This is a genomic window from Oerskovia douganii, assembly GCF_015142735.1.
Classification (GTDB): Bacteria; Actinomycetota; Actinomycetes; order Actinomycetales; family Cellulomonadaceae; genus Oerskovia; species Oerskovia douganii.
Genome location: NZ_JACSPN010000009.1, coordinates 48,953 through 66,034 on the forward strand (window position 1 = coordinate 48,953; position 17,082 = coordinate 66,034).

Annotated in this window: 14 protein-coding genes; 7 read left to right on the top strand and 7 right to left on the bottom strand. The window is 74.2% G+C overall.

Annotation, left to right across the window (positions count from 1 at the left end):
• Positions 1 to 55: 55 nt before the first annotated feature.
• Together H9623_RS08815 and H9623_RS08820 are read right to left on the bottom strand one after the other, a co-directional pair.
• Positions 56 to 1,264 carry a beta-ketoacyl-[acyl-carrier-protein] synthase family protein gene (locus H9623_RS08815; RefSeq protein WP_193719686.1) on the bottom strand — a complete coding sequence of 403 codons (1,209 nt, stop codon included), beginning with the start codon at positions 1,262 to 1,264 and terminating at the stop codon, positions 56 to 58.
• A 131-nt stretch (positions 1,265 to 1,395) separates the two neighbouring features.
• Positions 1,396 to 1,959, bottom strand: coding sequence for a GNAT family N-acetyltransferase (locus H9623_RS08820; protein ID WP_193719687.1), 564 nt, complete (start codon positions 1,957 to 1,959; stop codon positions 1,396 to 1,398).
• Positions 1,960 to 2,034: 75 nt separating this feature from the next.
• Between H9623_RS08820 and H9623_RS08825 the strand changes: the two genes are divergently transcribed.
• From H9623_RS08825 to helR, 6 genes are all read left to right on the top strand, one after another.
• Positions 2,035 to 2,898: a tryptophan 2,3-dioxygenase gene (locus tag H9623_RS08825; protein WP_193719688.1), complete on the top strand. Its 864-nt coding sequence runs from the start codon at positions 2,035 to 2,037 to the stop codon at positions 2,896 to 2,898.
• The gene (locus H9623_RS08830; RefSeq protein WP_193719689.1) at positions 2,895 to 3,992 is read left to right on the top strand and encodes an amidohydrolase family protein; all 1,098 of its coding nucleotides are present in this window, start codon (positions 2,895 to 2,897) and stop codon (positions 3,990 to 3,992) included. Before H9623_RS08825 ends, H9623_RS08830 begins: the two co-directional genes overlap by 4 nt.
• Positions 3,989 to 5,254, top strand: coding sequence for a kynureninase (locus H9623_RS08835; RefSeq protein ID WP_193719690.1), 1,266 nt, complete (start codon positions 3,989 to 3,991; stop codon positions 5,252 to 5,254). Before H9623_RS08830 ends, H9623_RS08835 begins: the two co-directional genes overlap by 4 nt.
• A gap of 115 nt (positions 5,255 to 5,369) precedes the next feature.
• Complete coding sequence (locus H9623_RS08840) at positions 5,370 to 7,520, top strand: MMPL family transporter (protein ID WP_193719691.1); 2,151 nt, start codon at positions 5,370 to 5,372, stop codon at positions 7,518 to 7,520.
• A 135-nt stretch (positions 7,521 to 7,655) separates the two neighbouring features.
• The gene (locus H9623_RS08845; protein ID WP_193719692.1) at positions 7,656 to 10,046 is read left to right on the top strand and encodes an ATP-binding cassette domain-containing protein; all 2,391 of its coding nucleotides are present in this window, start codon (positions 7,656 to 7,658) and stop codon (positions 10,044 to 10,046) included.
• Between the two features lie 185 nt (positions 10,047 to 10,231).
• Complete coding sequence (gene helR / locus H9623_RS08850; protein WP_193719693.1) at positions 10,232 to 12,484, top strand: RNA polymerase recycling motor ATPase HelR; 2,253 nt, start codon at positions 10,232 to 10,234, stop codon at positions 12,482 to 12,484.
• A gap of 131 nt (positions 12,485 to 12,615) precedes the next feature.
• On the opposite strand, the gene H9623_RS08855 is transcribed toward helR, so the two are convergent.
• The 5 genes from H9623_RS08855 to H9623_RS08875 form a co-directional block, all read right to left on the bottom strand.
• Positions 12,616 to 13,194, bottom strand: coding sequence for a Dps family protein (locus H9623_RS08855; RefSeq protein WP_193719694.1), 579 nt, complete (start codon positions 13,192 to 13,194; stop codon positions 12,616 to 12,618).
• A 96-nt stretch (positions 13,195 to 13,290) separates the two neighbouring features.
• The gene (locus tag H9623_RS08860) at positions 13,291 to 13,983 is read right to left on the bottom strand and encodes a DUF6766 family protein (RefSeq protein WP_193719695.1); all 693 of its coding nucleotides are present in this window, start codon (positions 13,981 to 13,983) and stop codon (positions 13,291 to 13,293) included.
• Positions 13,984 to 14,064: 81 nt separating this feature from the next.
• A complete protein-coding gene (locus tag H9623_RS08865; protein ID WP_193719696.1) occupies positions 14,065 to 14,532 on the bottom strand; it encodes a hypothetical protein in 468 nt (155 codons plus the stop codon).
• Positions 14,533 to 14,640: 108 nt separating this feature from the next.
• Positions 14,641 to 15,273 carry a transcriptional regulator gene (locus H9623_RS08870; RefSeq protein ID WP_193719697.1) on the bottom strand — a complete coding sequence of 211 codons (633 nt, stop codon included), beginning with the start codon at positions 15,271 to 15,273 and terminating at the stop codon, positions 14,641 to 14,643.
• On the bottom strand, positions 15,270 to 15,704 hold the full coding sequence (locus H9623_RS08875; RefSeq protein ID WP_227748409.1) for a DNA-binding protein: 435 nt from the start codon (positions 15,702 to 15,704) through the stop codon (positions 15,270 to 15,272). The genes H9623_RS08870 and H9623_RS08875 overlap by 4 nt, the downstream gene beginning before the upstream one ends.
• Before the next feature lie 57 nt (positions 15,705 to 15,761).
• Here H9623_RS08875 and H9623_RS08880 point away from each other — a divergent pair, with 57 nt between their 5' ends.
• Positions 15,762 to 16,964, top strand: a complete 1,203-nt coding sequence (locus H9623_RS08880) for a PEP/pyruvate-binding domain-containing protein (protein WP_193719698.1) — start codon at positions 15,762 to 15,764, stop codon at positions 16,962 to 16,964.
• The last annotated feature ends 118 nt before the right edge of the window (positions 16,965 to 17,082 follow it).

Below are 17,082 nucleotides of genomic sequence, written 5' to 3' on the forward strand. Positions count from 1 at the left end.
GGGGAGCCTCGTGCGCCACGCGGCCACCGCGGCACGAGCCCTGCCGCCCGCCGGCTCAGTCGCGCGAGACGACGATGCTCGCGCTGTGCCCGCCGAACCCGAACGCGTCGACGAGGGCGTGGCGAGCAGCGGTGGGGCGGGCGGAGCCTCGCACCACGTCGAGGCCGATCGTGGGGTCCAGCTCGTCGAGGTTGAGCGTGGGCGGCACGACGCCGTGGCGCAGGGCCTGCAGCGCGACGACGACGCCGAGCGAGCCGGACGCGCCCAGCAGGTGGCCGGTCGCCCCCTTGGTCGAGGTGACCGGAGGGGGGTCGGGCAGGGCCGCCCGCAGCGCGTCGGCCTCGTTGCGGTCGCCGACCGGGGTCGACGTGGCGTGCGCGTGCACGAGCCCCAGGTCGCCGGGGTCCAGCCTCGCCGAGCGCAGCGCGAGCGTGATCGTGCGCGCCTGGTTCACCGGGTCGCCGCCCACGATGTCGTAGGCGTCCGACGTGAGCGCGGCCCCGGCCACGGCGCCGAGGACCCGTGCACCCCGCGCGCGGGCGTGCTCCTCGCTCTCCAGGACGACGAGCGCGGCCCCCTCGCCCATCACGAACCCGTCGCGGGCCAGGTCGAACGGCCGCGAGGCGCGCGCGGGCTCGTCGTTGCGCGTCGACATGGCCCGTGCCCGGGCGAAGGCGGCGAGGGAGAACGCCTCGACACCGGCCTCGACTCCCCCGCACACCACGACGTCGGCGGCTCCCGCCAGGATCATCTCGCGTCCCGTGATGATCGCCTCGCTGCCCGCCGCGCACGCGCTGATCGGGGCGCGGGCCCCCGCCTTGGCCCCCAGCTCGATCGAGAGCCATGCCGCGGGGCCGTTGGCCATGAGCATGGTCACGGCGTGCGGGGAGACGTGGCGGTAGCCCTGCGTGTCCAGCAGGCGGCTCTGCGCGAGGGTCGACGCGATCCCGCCGTTCGCCGAGCCGACCACGACGGCGAGCCGTTCCGGGTCGACCTCGGGGCGTCCCGCGTCGTCCCACGCCTCCCGGCCCGCGACGAGCGCGAGCTGCTCGGCCCGGTCGGTCCGGCGCAGCACCCGGACCCCGAGCCCGTCCGCGAACGTGTCGTCGACCCGGGCGGCGATGCGCACCGGGAGGTCGCGCGCCCAGTCGTCCGCGACCGCGCGGACACCCTGGTCGCCCCGCACGAGCGCGGCCCAGGTCGCGGGCGCGGTCGTCGCGAGCGGGGTCACGGCCCCGAGGCCTGTCACCACTACGCGTGCCATCCGCAGCTCCCGTCGCCGTCGCGGTACCGCCCGGTCCTGGGCTGCACTGTAGGACGCGCGTCCCGGACTCGCTCCGCGGCGCGCGCTGGGCGAGGGAGCGATCCCACCGCGCAGGTGTGCTCAGGGCGCGCTCAGGAGGCCGCGAGCGCCATGACGGTCTGCGTGTGCCCGTCCTCGTCGACGTACGTGCCGCGGGCCGCGAACCCGGCGCGGGTGTAGGCGCGCAGGCCGGCGGCGTTCTCCGCGTCGACGACGAGGACGACCAGGGCGAACGCCTCGCGACCGGTCCGCCTGGCCAGTGCCGCCACGAGGCCCGGGAGCGCGGCCGCGACCGCGGTCCCGACGCCGACCCCCTGGTGGCGGTGGTCCACGAGGAACCCGCGGAACAGGACGACGTCCTGGGGGCGGGCGCCGTCGAGCAGGGCGAGCATCCGGTCGTTCGCGCCGCCCGGGTGCAGGACCCCGAGGCCCGCGACGTCGCCGTCGTGCCGGACGACGAGCACGTGGCGTGCGGGGTCCGCCTCGGCGAGCGTGAGGATGCTGGGGGCGGACGCGGAGAACCGGTCCTGCCCGGGAGCGCCCGTGACGCCGCGCAGCGCTCGCAGCAGGTCGCGGCGCGCGGGCGGGTCCCCCGCGAGGTCGTCGAGCATCCCGACGTCGATGCTCGTCGCTCGCCCAGTGGTCTCGTCCGTCACCGGGAGACCCTACGTCGGGCGCCCGCGGCCCGCGAAACCCTGACGCCCGGCGCGCGCGAGCCCTACTCTCGGGAGATGACAACGCCGTCGCCGGGCGCCGAGCGCCCGCTCGAGCCAGACATCGTGACCGATCTGCGCGACCGCATGACGTACGGCTCGTACCTGCGTCTCGACGCGCTCCTGGACGCACAGGTCCCGGTCAGCGAGCCCGCGCACCACGACGAGATGCTCTTCATCGTCCAGCACCAGACGACCGAGCTGTGGCTCAAGCTGGTCCTGCACGAGCTGGTCTCGGCGCGCGCGCTCATCGCGGCCGACGACCTGCAGTCCGCGCTCAAGCGCATCGCGCGGGTCAAGCACGTCCAGCGCACCCTCACCGAGCAGTGGTCGGTCCTGGCGACGCTGACCCCGAGCGAGTACGCGCAGTTCCGGGGCTTCCTGGGGCACGCGTCGGGGTTCCAGTCCTGGCAGTACCGCGCGGTCGAGTTCCTGCTGGGCAACAAGAACGCGCGCATGCTGTCGGTGTTCGACGCCGAGCCCGCGGCGCGTGCCGGGCTCGACCGTCTGCTGCACGAGCCGAGCGTCTACGACGAGTTCCTGCGCTACCTCGCGCGCCACGGCCACGACGTGCCCGTCCGCGTCCTGGAGCGCGACGTGACGCAGGGGTACACGCTCGACGAGGACGTGGTCGGGACCATCCGCGCGATCTACGAGGACCCGGAGGGGAACTGGCTCGCGTACGAGAGCTGCGAGGAGCTCGTCGACCTCGAGGACAACTTCCAGCTGTGGCGCTTCCGTCACATGAAGACCGTGCTGCGCATCATCGGGACCAAGCGCGGCACGGGCGGTTCGAGCGGCGTGGGCTTCCTGGAGCGGGCCCTCGACCTGACCTTCTTCCCCGAGCTGTTCGCGGTGCGCACCGAGATCGGGCGGGCGTGAGCGGCGTCGCGCCCGCCCGCGCGGTGACCGTCACGGTCGACGCGCGGTGGGAGCGGGGCACGGGGTGGTCCGGCCCGACGGCGCTCGTCGCCACCCCGGACGGCTTCCGGCCCGCGTCGGGTGCCGACCCCGCACCGACCCGTCACCTGGCGGGCGCCCTGCTGCCCGGCTTCCGTGACGCGCACGTGCACCTGGGGCTGGTCGACGCCGTGGCCCTGTCCCGGGGCGGCCTCGCGGCGGTCGACGACCTGGGCGGTGACCCCGTGGCACTGGCCGCGCTGGCGGCCCGCGCGGCCCGGTCCGTCCCCCGCCCCGGTGCGCCCGGGCTGCCCGAGGTCCGCTTCGCCGGTGCCTTCCTCACGGCTCCCGGGGGCTACCCCTCCGACCGCTCGTGGGCCCCGCGCGGCTCGGTCGTGGAGGTCGCCGACGCGGGCCGTGCCGTGGCCGCGGTCGACCGTCAGGTCGCGGCCGGGGCCAGCTTCGTCAAGGTCGCCCTGCACGCCGGGGCGGGCCCCGTGCCCGACGACGCGACCCTGCGCGCGCTCGTCGGTCGCGCCCACGAGCGGGGCCGACCCGTGGTCGCGCACACCGAGGGCGCGGGCCAGGCCCGGCGCGCGCTCGTGGCGGGCGTGGACCGGCTCGCCCACGCACCGTTCAGCGAGCGCCTGACCGACGACCTCGTCGCGGCCATGGCAAGGGGTCAGACGTGGGTCAGCACGCTCGACGTCCACGGCTGGGGCGAGCCCACGGACCAGCACGCCGTGGCGCTCGACAACCTGACGCGCTTCGTCGCTGCCGGCGGGACCGTCGTCTACGGCACGGACCAGGGCAACGGTCCGCTGCCCGCCGGGATCGACGCGCGCGAGCTGCGCGCGCTCCTGGCGGTGGGGCTCACCCAGGACGCGCTGCTGCGTGCGCTGACGTCGGGTCCGGCGACCGCCGCGCTCACGCACCTGCCCGGCCCCCGCCCCGGGCCCGGGGCCTCCCCCGAGGAGCTCGCCGCCTGGTTCGCCGGTGCCCGTGTCCTCACGCCCCACGACCTGCACGGCCGCCCGCGCCCCACCCCGCCCACCCACAGTGAGGACCTCTCGTGACCAGCTCGCCCGGCGCGTCCCCGACCACCTCCACCGGCTCGCCCGCCGAGCGCGCGGCCACCCTCGACCGGGCCGACCCGCTCGCCCGGTTCCGCGAGGAGTTCGTGCCCTCCGAGGACGTGGTCGCCTACCTCGACGGCAACTCCCTCGGCCGGCCCACGCGAGCGAGCGCCGAGCGCCTCGCACGCTTCGCGACCGAGCACTGGGGCGCGCGCCTGATCCGCGGCTGGGACGAGTCCTGGTACGGCCTGCCGCTCACGGTCGGCGACCGGATCGGGGCGACCGTGCTCGGCGCGGCGCCGGGCCAGACGTTCGTGGGCGACTCGACGACCGTGATCCTCTACAAGCTCGTGCGCGCGGCCCTCGACGCGCGCCCGGACCGCACCGAGATCGTGGTCGACACGGGGAACTTCCCCACGGACCGGTTCGTGCTCCAGGGCATCGCGGCGGAGCGGGGCGCGACCCTGCGCTGGCTCTCCCCGGAGCCCGACGCGGGCGTGACCCCCGCCCAGGTCGCGGGCGTCGTCGGGCCGGGGACGGCGCTCGTGGTCCTGAGCCACGTCGCCTACCGGTCCGGGCACCTCGCCGACGCCGACGTGATCACGCGCGTCGCCCACGACGCGGGGGCGCTCGTGCTGTGGGACCTGTGCCACTCGGCGGGGGCCGTCCCGGTCGAGCTCGACGCCTGGGGCGTGGACCTCGCGGCGGGCTGCACCTACAAGTACCTGAACGGCGGTCCCGGGTCGCCCGCGTTCGGGTACGTGCGCGCAGGCCTCCAGGCGACCATGACCCAGCCCATCCAGGGCTGGATGGGCAGCGACGCCCCCTTCGAGATGGGACCCGCGTACGCGCCGCACGAGGGCGTGCGGCGGTTCCTCAGCGGGACGCCCGCCGTCGTCGGGATGCTCGCGATGCAGGACATGCTCGACCTGCTCGCGGAGGCCGGCATCGACGCCGTCCGGGCCAAGTCCGTGCGACTGACGGGGTTCGCCCTGGACCTCGTCGACGAGCTGCTCGTCCCGCTCGGGGTCCGCGTCGCCTCACCTCGCGACCCCGCGCGGCGCGGCAGCCACGTGACGATCGACCACGCGGCGTTCGAGCAGGTCCTGCGGCGGCTGTGGGCGCAGGGCGTCGTCCCGGACTTCCGGCGGCCCGACGGCCTGCGGCTCGGGCTCTCGCCCCTGTCGACGAGCTTCACCGAGGTGCAGGTCGGGGTCGAGGCGATCCGCACGGCGCTCCTCGACGAGCCCGCGAGCGCCTGAGGGGTCCGACCGGCCGGTTGTGGTCGGCCGGTCATGCCCCCGGTTGTCGCGCCCCGGCGCCGGTGCCACGCTGGAGGGGTCGTGGTCCCGGGACGTCGCCGAGGAAGGCGCACCGATGTTCGCCAGCATCGCTCGCACGGTGATCGCGCACCCGTGGCGCGTGATCAGCGTCTGGGTGCTCCTCGCGGCCGCCGTCGTCGTCTTCTCGCCGAGCCTCGACGACTACACGACGGGCGACCAGCAGTCGTTCCTGCCGGCGTCCTTCGAGTCGGTCAAGGCCCAGGACACGGGGGACGAGAGCTTCCCCGCGCAGTCGGGGGCGACGGGCAGCCTCGTGGTCGTCCGGACCGACGGCGCGGCCCTCACCCCGGACGACCAGACGACGGTCGCGGGACTCGTGACCACCCTGCAGGGGGACGCGGTGCCCGGGGTCGTCTCGGTGCAGGAGACGCCGCAGTCCTTCTCCCAGGACGGCCTGACCGCCGCCCTGTCCGTCGCGTTCGACGGCCAGCCCGGCGACGAGGCCGTCGACGACGCCGTGGCCGCACTGCGGACCGCGACCGACGCCGCCCTCGCGGGCACCGACCTGACCGGTGCGCTCACGGGCAACGCCGCGATCCAGGTCGACACCACCACGGCCTACGCGAGCGCCGAGCGGACCATCACCATCGCGACCGTCCTGCTCATCGTGGTGCTGCTCGGCCTGGTGTTCCGCAGCCCGGTGATCGCGGTCGTCCCCATCCTCGTGATCGGCGTCGTGCTCTCCGTCGTCACGGGCCTCACGGCGTGGCTCGCCGACCTGCTCGACTTCCAGGTGAGCGACACCCTGCAGCCGATCCTCGTCGTGGTGCTGTTCGGGATCGGCACGGACTACATCGTGTTCGTGCTGTTCCGCTACCGCGAGCACCTGCGCCGGGGCGAGGACCACCGCGCGGCGCTCCACGCCTCGGTGAGCACCGTGGGGCGGGTCGTCGCGTCCTCGGCCCTGACCGTGATCGGCGCGTTCGCCGCGCTGCTCTTCGCGCAGCTCGAGTCGCTGAGCACCCTGGCACCCGGACTGATCGTGGCCGTGGCCGTCATGCTCGTGACGGCGCTGACCCTGATCCCCGCGGTGTTCGTGCTGCTCGGCCGCGCCCTGTTCTGGCCCCTCGGGCCCGGCCACGACCCCCGACGCAGCCCGTTCGCGGCCGTGGGCTCGTTCACGGCCCGTCGCCCGGCCGTGCCGGCGCTCGCCGTCGGTGCCGGGCTCGTGGTCCTCACGCTGTTCGCCTCGGGGTACCAGGCGACCTACGACACGCTCGACGAGCTCCCGGCCGACACCGCGTCGCGCCAGGCCTACTCCACGCTCGACGCGTCGTTCCCCGCGGGCGCGCTGAGCCCCACGCAGGTCTACGTCGTGGGGACGGCGCCGCTCGACCCGGCCTCGCTCACCGCGCTCGCGACCGACCTCGCGGCGGTCCCCGGCGTCACGTCGGTCGCCCCGCCCACCACGACGACCGACGGGACGACGGCACTGCTGACCGTGGTGCTCGCGGACGACCCCTACTCCGACGCCGCGATGGCCACGGTCGAGGGGCCGTTGCGCGACGCCGCGCACGGGTCGGTCCCCGGGGCCGAGGTGTACGTCGGTGGCCAGACCTCCGCGTTCGTCGACGTGCGCGACCAGCTCCGCGCCGACACCGGACGCGTGTTCCCCGTCGCCGCCGTCATCATCGTCGTCATCCTCGGGCTGCTCCTGACCGCGGTGCTCGGCGCCGTCAGCCTGCTCGTGTGCGTCGCCCTGACCTTCACCGCGACGCTGGGAGCGGTCGTCCTGCTGTACCTGCACGCGCTGGGCTACGCGGGCATCGACTTCTCGATCCCGATCGTGCTGTACCTGTTCGTCGTCGCGATCGGCACCGACTACAACATCCTGATCGCCGCGCGCATGCACGAGGAGTACCGCGCCGGCGCGACCCCGCGGGAGGCCGCCCGCGTCGCGATCACCCAGGACGCACCGACCGCAGCCGCGGCCGGGATCATCCTCGCCTGCACGTTCGCCTCGCTCATGCTCACGGGCATCGCGAACCTGGCCCAGCTCGGCTTCGGGGTAGCGGTCGGGATCGTGGCCGCCGCGTTCCTCATGGCGCCCCTGCTCGTGCCCGCGCTGGCGGCGCTCGAGGGCCGGGCCTTCTGGTGGCCCACCCGGCGGACCGCCGTCGCCGCCCCCGTGCCCCCGCCCGGACCGGTCGCCGACGACGTCGCGGACGTGACGCCGTCGGGCTGAGACGCGAAGGCGGACGGACCGATCCCCGTTCCTGCCCCTGCCGCGTGTCGGTGACGCGACCTAGGCTGGACGCACCACGACCGCCCGGCAGAGCCAGGGGCCACGCGCCGCCCCGACCCGACAGATGGAGAGCCCATGAGCACGGCCACGAGGACGGGCGAGCCGTCGTCCGCACTGCCCCTCGCCGACAGCCACGACATGATCCGCGTGCAGGGGGCACGCGAGAACAACCTCAAGGACGTCAGCGTCGAGATCCCCAAGCGCCGGCTCACGGTCTTCACGGGCGTCTCGGGCTCGGGCAAGAGCTCGCTCGTGTTCGGCACCATCGCCGCGGAGTCCCAGCGCATGATCAACGAGACGTACAGCGCGTTCGTGCAGGGCTTCATGCCCTCGCTGGCCCGCCCCGAGGTCGACCACCTGGAGGGCCTGACGACGGCCATCATCGTCGACCAGGAGCGCATGGGAGCCAACCCGCGCTCGACGGTCGGGACGGTCACGGACGCCAACGCGATGCTGCGGATCCTGTTCAGCCGGCTCGGGCAGCCGCAGATCGGCTCACCCCAGGCGTACTCGTTCAACGTGCCCTCGGTCTCCGGGAGCGGCGCGATCACGATCGAGCGGGGCGGCAGGACCCAGGCCGAGAAGGCGACGTTCCACCAGCTCGGCGGCATGTGCCCGCGGTGCGAGGGCATGGGCAACGTGACCGACTTCGACCTGACCGCCCTCTACGACGACACCAGGTCGCTCGAGGAGGGAGCGCTCACCATCCCCGGGTACACCATGGACGGCTGGTACGGGCGCATCTACCGCGGCTCCGGGTTCTTCGACCCCACCAAGCCGATCAAGGACTTCACGAAGCGCGAGCTGCACGACCTCCTGTACAAGGAACCGACCAAGATCAAGGTCGACGGCATCAACGTCACGTTCGAGGGGCTCGTGCCCAAGATCCAGAAGTCCTTCCTGTCCAAGGACGTCGACGCGATGCAGCCCCACATCCGGGCGTTCGTCGAGAGGGCCGTGACGTTCCAGACGTGCCCCGAGTGCGACGGGACCCGCCTGAGCCCCGAGGCCCGCTCGTCCACGATCGCGGGCACGAGCATCGCCGACGCCTGCAGGATGCAGATCACGGACCTCGCGGAGTGGGTCCGCGGGCTCGACGAGCCCTCCATGGCTCCCCTGCTCACTGGCCTCCAGCACCTGCTCGACTCGTTCGCCGAGATCGGGCTGGGGTACCTCTCGCTCGACCGCCCGTCGGGGACGCTGTCCGGCGGCGAGGCCCAGCGCACCAAGATGATCCGCCACCTCGGCTCCTCGCTCACCGACGTCACCTACGTGTTCGACGAACCGACGATCGGCCTGCACCCCCACGACATCCAGCGCATGAACGCCCTCCTGCTCCAGCTGCGCGACAAGGGCAACACGGTGCTCGTGGTCGAGCACAAGCCCGAGGCCATCGCGATCGCGGACCACGTGGTCGACCTCGGCCCCGGGGCCGGTACCGCAGGCGGCCAGGTCGTGTTCCAGGGCACGCTCGACGGCCTGCGCGCGTCCGACACCGTGACCGGCCGCCACCTCGACGACCGGGCCACCCTCAAGGACGCCGTGCGGCCCCCGAGCGGCAGGCTCGAGATCCGCGGCGCGACCGAGCACAACCTGCAGGACGTCGACGTCGACGTCCCGCTCGGCGTGCTGTGCGTCGTCACGGGCGTCGCCGGGTCGGGGAAGAGCTCGCTGATCCACGGCTCGGTCGCGGACCGCGAGGGTGTCGTCGTGATCGACCAGGGCGCGATCCGTGGGTCCCGGCGCAGCAACCCCGCGACGTACACGGGGCTGCTCGACCCGATCCGCAAGGCGTTCGCCAAGGCCAACGGGGTCAAGCCCGCGCTCTTCAGCGCGAACTCCGAGGGCGCGTGCCCGGTGTGCAACGGCGCGGGCGTGATCTACACGGACCTGGGTGTCATGGCCACGGTCGAGACCACGTGCGAGGAGTGCGGCGGCAAGCGGTTCCAGGCCGCCGTGCTCGAGTACACGCTCGGCGGGCGCAACATCGCCGAGGTGCTCGCGATGTCGGTGACGGACGCGGAGAAGTTCTTCGCCGAGGGTGACGGGCGCATCCCCGCGGCCCACTCGATCCTGAGCCGGCTGGTCGACGTCGGGCTCGGGTACCTGAGCCTGGGCCAGCCCCTCACGACGCTGTCCGGCGGCGAGCGCCAGCGCATCAAGCTCGCGACGCAGATGGGCGCCAAGGGCGACGTCTACGTCCTCGACGAGCCGACCACCGGTCTGCACCTGGCCGATGTCGCCCAGCTCCTCGGGCTCCTCGACCGGCTCGTCGAGGCCGGGCGGTCGGTCATCGTGATCGAGCACCACCAGGCCGTCATGGCGCACGCCGACTGGATCATCGACCTGGGCCCCGGCGCAGGGCACGACGGAGGTCGCATCGTCTTCGAGGGCACGCCCGCCGACCTCGTCGCGGCCCGCTCGACGCTCACGGGCCAGCACCTCGCGGAGTACGTCGGAGCCTGAGGGGCCGGGCACGGCGCAGGCACGGCGGCTGCTTCCGGCACGCCGGCTCCCGGCACAGCAGTGGCGAGCGGTTCGTCGAACCTCTCGCCACTGTCAATCTACAGCGCACAGGGGGTCTTGCGGCAAGGCCCCCGTCGTGGCGCACGATGGTCGGCCAGCCCCGCACGACGGAACGAGCCACCGCCATGACCACCTCCCCGCCCACCTCCAGCACGAGCGTGTTCGCCCTCCCGCCGCACCTGTCCGCCAAGGCGAGCCCTGCGCTGGTCGCGCGGGACGAGGAGCACCTCGCGGCCGTCGCGCAGTGCATCGACGACGCGACCAGGGACGTGTCCGCCCGCCTCGACGCGGCCCGCAGGTCGCCCGGCGGCAGCGGGACGCTCGCCCTGGAACGGGACCAGGAGATCCACCGCCTGTCCTCCCGCCTGCACACGCTGCGCCGCTACGGCGTCGACCTGTGCCTGGGCCGCATGGTCGGCACCGACGGCTCCGACCCCGTCTACGTGGGTCGCCTGGGACTCACGGACCACGCGGGGCGCCGCCTGCTGGTGGACTGGCGCTCCCCGACCGCCGCCCCGTTCTTCGGCGCGACGACCGCCCAGCCCCTGGGGCTCTCGAGCCGGCGCCGCTACCGCTGGACCCGGGGCCGCGTCAGCGACTACTGGGACGAGGTCTTCACGACCGGCGCCCCGGCACCGGGGAGCGGTGCAGGCGCCGACGGTGCCTCGGGCGCCCTCTCCCTGGTCTCCCCCGCCTCCCTGGACGACCAGTCGGCCTTCATCGCGAGCCTGGGCAGCGAACGGTCCGCGAGGATGCGCGACGTGCTGGGCACCATCCAGGCGGACCAGGACGCGATCATCCGTGCGGGCTCCGACGGGACGCTCGTGGTCGACGGCGGCCCGGGGACGGGCAAGACCGTGGTGGCGCTGCACCGCGCGGCCTACCTGCTCTACTCGGACCCGCACCTGGGGAGCCACCACGGCGGGGTGCTCGTCGTCGGGCCGCACCAGCCGTACCTGGACTACGTCGCGGACGTCCTGCCGAGCCTGGGCGAGGAGGGCGTGCGGACGTGCACGCTGCGCGACCTCGTCCCCGAAGGGGCGCAGGCAACGGTCGAGGCGGACCCCGTCGTCGCCGCCCTGAAGTCCTCGGCCCGCATGGTGGGGGCGATCGAGCCGGCCGTGCGGCTGTACGAGAGGCCGCCCAGGACGGGCACGACGGTCGAGACCCCGTGGGTCGACCTGTGGCTCGGCCCCGAGGACTGGGCCGACGCCTTCGCCTCCCCCGACCCCGGCACGCCGCACAACGAGGCCCGCGACGTGATCTGGGAGGCCATGGTGACGATCCTGCTGGACAAGCTCGGCGGCGACGGCGTCCCCGACGAGGACCGGGACGACCAGGTTCCCCGGGGGCTCGTGCGCCGGTCGCTCGAGACGCACCACGACCTGGCCCAGGCGCTCAACGCGGCGTGGCCGCTGATCGAGCCGACCGACCTCGTCGGGGACCTGTGGGATGTGCCCGCCTACCTGCGGATGTGCGCTCCCTGGCTCGCGCCCGACGAGGTGCGGGCGTTGCAGCGCGCCGAGCCGCAGGCGTGGACGGTCTCCGACCTGCCTCTCCTGGACGCCGCCCGGCAACGCCTCGGCGACCCCGAGGCCTCCCGGCGGCGCCGCCGGCGGCAGGCGGCTGCAGCGGCCGAGCGTGCGGAGATGGACCGGGTCGTCGACCACCTGGTCGCGGCCGACGACTCCGAGCTGCAGGTCATGTCGATGCTGCGGGGACAGGACCTGCAGGACGCCCTGGTCGACGATCCCGGGCCGACGGAGGCCGTGAAGGACCCCCTCGCGGGGCCGTTCGCGCACGTGGTCGTGGACGAGGCGCAGGAGCTCACCGACGCCGAGTGGCAGATGCTGCTGCTGCGCTGCCCCTCGCGCAGCCTCACGGTCGTCGGCGACCGCGCGCAGGCGCGGCACGGGTTCGCCGAGTCGTGGCGAGAGAGGCTCGGGCGCGTGGGCCTCGCACGCGTCGACGTGGCGTCGTTGACGATCAACTACCGCACGCCGCAGGAGGTCATGGCCGCCGCCGAGCCCGTGATCCGGGAGGTGCTGCCGGACGCCAACGTCCCGACGTCGGTCCGCAGCGCTCACGCGCCCGTGCTGCGTGGCGCGCCCGAGGACCTGGGCGCGGTCCTCGACCGGTGGCTCGCCGGGCACCCGGGCGTCGCGTGCGTCGTGGGCGACCCGACGTTCGAGGCGACGGACCGCGTGCGGTCGCTGGCACCGGAGCTCGTCAAGGGGCTCGAGTTCGACCTCGTGGTCCTGGTGCGCCCCGCGGCGTTCGGCGAGGGCGTCGAGGGGGCCGTGGACCGCTACGTCGCCATGACCCGCGCGACGCAGCAGCTCGTGGTCCTCGAGCCCGGTGCCCTGTCGCTCACCTGATCCCCCCCCCGACAGCGCCTCCCGGGCGGCCCGCGCGGCCGGGACCCGGTCACCGGAGGTGCGCGCCGCCGTCGGGCACGGGGCAGCACGAGGCCCCTCTGCCGTGCAGGCAGAGGGGCCTCGTGGGTCGGTCAGGCTTCCTTCTTGGCCGCCGACTCCGCCTTGCGGGCCGCACCGGTCTCGGTCGTGGCGCCCGTGGTCGAGAGCTCACCGCCCGAGGACTCGAGGTGGGCGCGGACGAACCAGTGGAACAGCTCGAGGTCGTGCAGGTGACCGACCAGGAGGTCGTTGGTCACGGTGTCGAGCTCCTCGGTGTCCGCGGCCGCCTTGCGATGGTCGGCGATGACGCCCTGGTAGACCTCGTCGAGGGCACCCAGGTGGGCGATGGTCGAGGCGCGCCCCAGGCTGTAGTCCTCCCACGTGCGCTCGGCGACGATCGCGCCCGGGGTACCGCGAGGCGGGACGCCCAGGGTGGCGATGCGCTCGGCCGTGGCGTCGACCATGCCACGGACCGCGTCGACCTGCGGGTCGATCATCTCGTGGACCGCGATGAAGTGCGGTCCCACGACGTTCCAGTGGATGTGCTTGAGGGTGAGTGCCAGGTCGTTGAGCGCGTGCAGACGCTTCTGCAGGATCTCGGCGACCTTGCCCCCCTCCTTCAGGGTCAGCGACGGGACGGTGTACTCGGGCAGCTCCTTGCGGACAGCCATGTATTCCTCCTCGGTGCTCGGTCCTTCAGCGCCTTGCGCTCCTCCCATCGTGGCCCCGGTGGTCGGCGCTCGCAGCGCGAGGGGTCGTGAGGCGGGTCACGCTCCCCCCTCGACGCCCGTGGCCGTGTGCGCGGCACCCACGGGCTTGGACTCGGGCGACCCGCGCTCGCGCAGGTAGATCGAGAACGCCACCATGCAGGCGACCGCGAGGAACTCGGACTGCCAGTTCTGCAGCGTCCTGCCCCAGAAGTCGGGCAGGGTCAGGTACTCCGTCCACGTGACCGGGTCCTGGAGGTCCCGCATCGCCGCCTCGTTGTAGGTGACCGAGCCCGCGACGGACTGCGCGAGCCAGCTCAGCGCGAAGATCGACCCCATGACGAGGCTGAGCGACCGCGAGTACAGCGCGAGCCGCCATCCCCGGACGCGGGCCCACGACGGGGACTGCGGTGTCGAGAACTCCGCGACGTGCTGGTCCTCGTCGGACTCGCGACCCGCCCGGCCGAGCGGCTTGGACTCCGGGGACCCCCGCTGGACGAACCACACGGTCGCCAGGACGTAGAGGAGGAACTGCAGGAACTCCGACTGCCAGTTCTCGGTCACGTCGACCGCGAACGCCGACGTCGTGACGTACTGGGCGAGCGTGATCGGGTCGAGGCCCGCCGAGACCTGCTCCTGGTTGTACAGCGCGACACCGAACACCGCCTGACCGGCGAGCGCGAGCACGAAGATCGCGACGAACAGGAGCGTGAGCCCGTTGTCCCGCAGCGCTGCGGGCGTCCGCGCGCTCACCGCTGCAGCAGCCCCACCGCGAGGAAGCACGCGAGGGAGACGAGGACGCCGCCCAGGAGCCCGAGGAAGACGCCGCGCACCTCAGTCCCCCTCCAGGAGGCAGTCGTACGGCCGCTCGGGTCGCGCGACGCAGGCCGTCGCGGTGACGAGCCACGTGCCGCCGGACGCCGCGAGGAAGGTGACCTCGCCACCCAGGAGGACCTGGGCCTGGCGGCCCGCGACCGTGACGGACGAGTCGCCGCGACCGTCGGCCTCCTCGACGCGCTGGGTCACGGGGGCCAGCACGAGGCCCACCTCGCCGTCGAGCAGCGCCTGCTCGCACGGCGACACCGCGTCCTGCTCGAACGACTCGCGCGTGGCCGGGGCGAGCAGCGCGCACGCACCCTCGGCGTCGTGCGCGCTCACCGCGGCGAAGAAGGCCCGCGCCGCCCCGACGGCGTCGTCGGCTCCCGGGCCCGGGCTGCAGCCGGTGGACAGGAGCGCCACGGCTCCTGCGAGGACGTACGCGACCGTTCGGCGCACTTGCCCCAGACCTGACACGACCGACATACCGGGACGGTAGCGCTCCCGGCCGGTCGGCGCCCGGTGAACGGCCCCTGGCAGAGGGGGCGGACGCGGGGCCGGCTGCGGGGCGCCGGACGGTGGCCGGACCCGGGTTCAGACCGGGTGGCCGCGGTCGATCCCGAGCGTCGCGACGAGGTCCTCGTGCAGCTCGAACCACACGCGGTGGCACGAGTCGACGTCTGAGCCGTCGATCCACGTCCCGTCCCCCGCGCGAGCGCGGTCGAGGGCGTGAGCGAAGCGGACGTCGTACCCCTCGAAGCGTGCGAGGACGCTGCTCAGCCGGTGCACGAGCGGCCCCAGGGCGTCGTCGACCGTCGCGAGCGACTCGAGGACCGCGGTGTCCCACGCGGGGTCGGCGTGGTCGTTGGGGGTGAGCTTGCTCCCGGCGGCGGGGCGCAGCTGCCAGTCGGTGCAGGCCTGCCGGAGCCGGGCGTTGAGCGGGAGGAACTCGCGGTGCACCGCCCGGACTTCCGCCCCGCGCCCCGTGGAGGCGAGCTCGGCGGCGAGCCGACGCTCGTTCTCGACGCGTCCCGCCTGCGTCAGCGACCACCCCCCGAGGTCCGCGAACGCGGAACGCTGCACCCACCCGTAGGCCTCGAAGTCGCCCAGGAGCTCGTCCGTGCCGGCAGGGTCCAGACAGAAGCGGGTGGCGAGCGTAGGGACGTCGGCGAACCCGGTGACGCGCACGGCGTGCAGGACGAGCACATCGGTGGACGAGGGGTTCACGGGCGCCCGTCCGTCCTGGAGGTGAGGCGCTGGAAATGCTGCTGGCAGGCCTGCGGCGAGTTGAACCCCATGGCGTCCGCGATCTGCGCCCAGGTCAGGCCTGCGCCGCGGGCCGTGAACAGCAGGCCGGCCTCGAGCCCGTCGACCTCTGCGCGCGCGGCGGGCAGCAGCGCGAGCGCGCCGAGCAGGTCGTCGGGGGGCAGGTCGGCGGACCTCCAGAGCGCGAACCGCGCGAGGTCCCCGGCGGACGGCGGCACGCTCGCGGGCTGCCACGGACGGGGGTCGAGCGCTTCCGCGCCCTGCGCGAGCAGGCGCCGGCGCGCTTCCTGCTCGCGGCGCGCCTGGTCGTGGTCGGCGCTCGCAGCGGCATGGGCGGCCCGGGGCGACTCGTCGTGGTGGGCCGCCTGCGCGGCCTCGTCCTTGCGGGGCATGCGACGATCCTGCACAATCAACGAATCGTTGTCAACGTTCTATTGAAGGCGGTCGAGGTGCTCGTTCCCCTGGCGAAGGCCGCGCGCGAGACGTGCGGGGGCAAGGCCACCGCGCTCGGCGTGCTCCTGCGCGGCGGTCTGCCTGTTCCGGACGGGTTCGTCGTACCGTTCGACGCCTACCGGGAGACACCTCCCGACGACGCCCTGCGCGACGCGCTCGACCGCGCCCTGCGCTCCCTCGGCTCGCCGGCGGTCGCGGTGCGGTCCTCGGCCGCGGGCGAGGACACGGCCGAGGCCTCGGCGGCGGGCCAGCACGAGTCGGTCCTCGCCGTGCACGGTCCCGACGACGTCGCGCACGCCGTGCGCACCTGCTGGGCCTCGCTGCACTCGCCCCGGGCGACCGCGTACCGCAACGGCCGCACCGCTCCGGCGAGCCACGACGCCCCGGACAGGGGGACCCCGGCGGACGGCCCGGGAGGAGCTGCCGCGACCGGGCTGCCAGTCCCCACCCACGAGCCCGCCATGGCCGTGCTCGTGCAGCGCCTCGTGGACGCCGACGTCGCTGGCGTGCTGTTCACGCCCGCCACCGCAGGTGCGGCGACGGAGATCGAGGCGTCCTGGGGGCTCGGCCCCAGCGTGGTGGGCGGGTCGGTCAGCCCGGACAGGTACCGCGTGGCGCCGGACGGGGCGGTCGTCCGTGCGGTCGGCGACAAGGCGACGCGTCTCGACCGGGCGGGCGGGCGGCTCGTCGCGCGCGACGTCCCCCCGCACGAGCGGGGAGCCTCGACGCTCGACGACGCGACCGCCGTCGGGCTCGCGCGCCTCGGGCAGCGGGTCGCGGACCTGCTCGGCGGGCCGCAGGACGTCGAGTGGGCGAGCGTCGAGGGACGACCCTGGATCCTCCAGGCTCGCCCGGTCACGGCCTCGCCCCCGTCCGGTCCACCGGGCACGGGCGCACCGCCCGGAGCCCTGCGCGGCACCGCAGGAAGCTCCGGCGTCGCCACCGGACCGGCCCGGATCGTGCGCGGGCCGGGCGACTTCTCGCGCGTCCGGCCGGGCGACATCCTGGTCTGCCCGTTCACGGACCCCGCCTGGACTCCCCTGCTGCGCATCGCCGCAGGCGTGGTCACGGACGTCGGCGGCGTGCTGTCCCACGCGGCGATCGTCGCCCGCGAGCGCCGCATCCCCGTTGTCCTGGGAGTCGTCGGGGCCACCGGGCTCATCGCCGACGGCGCGGCGGGAACCGGTTCCACCGATTGAAGGTGCCCGGTAGACCCGCCCGCAATTGTGCCCGGTGAAGGCTGCCTATCTGCGACATCCGGGCCATGACTGCGACGCTCATCGGGTACGCGCGCTGCTCGACCGCAGAGCAAGAACT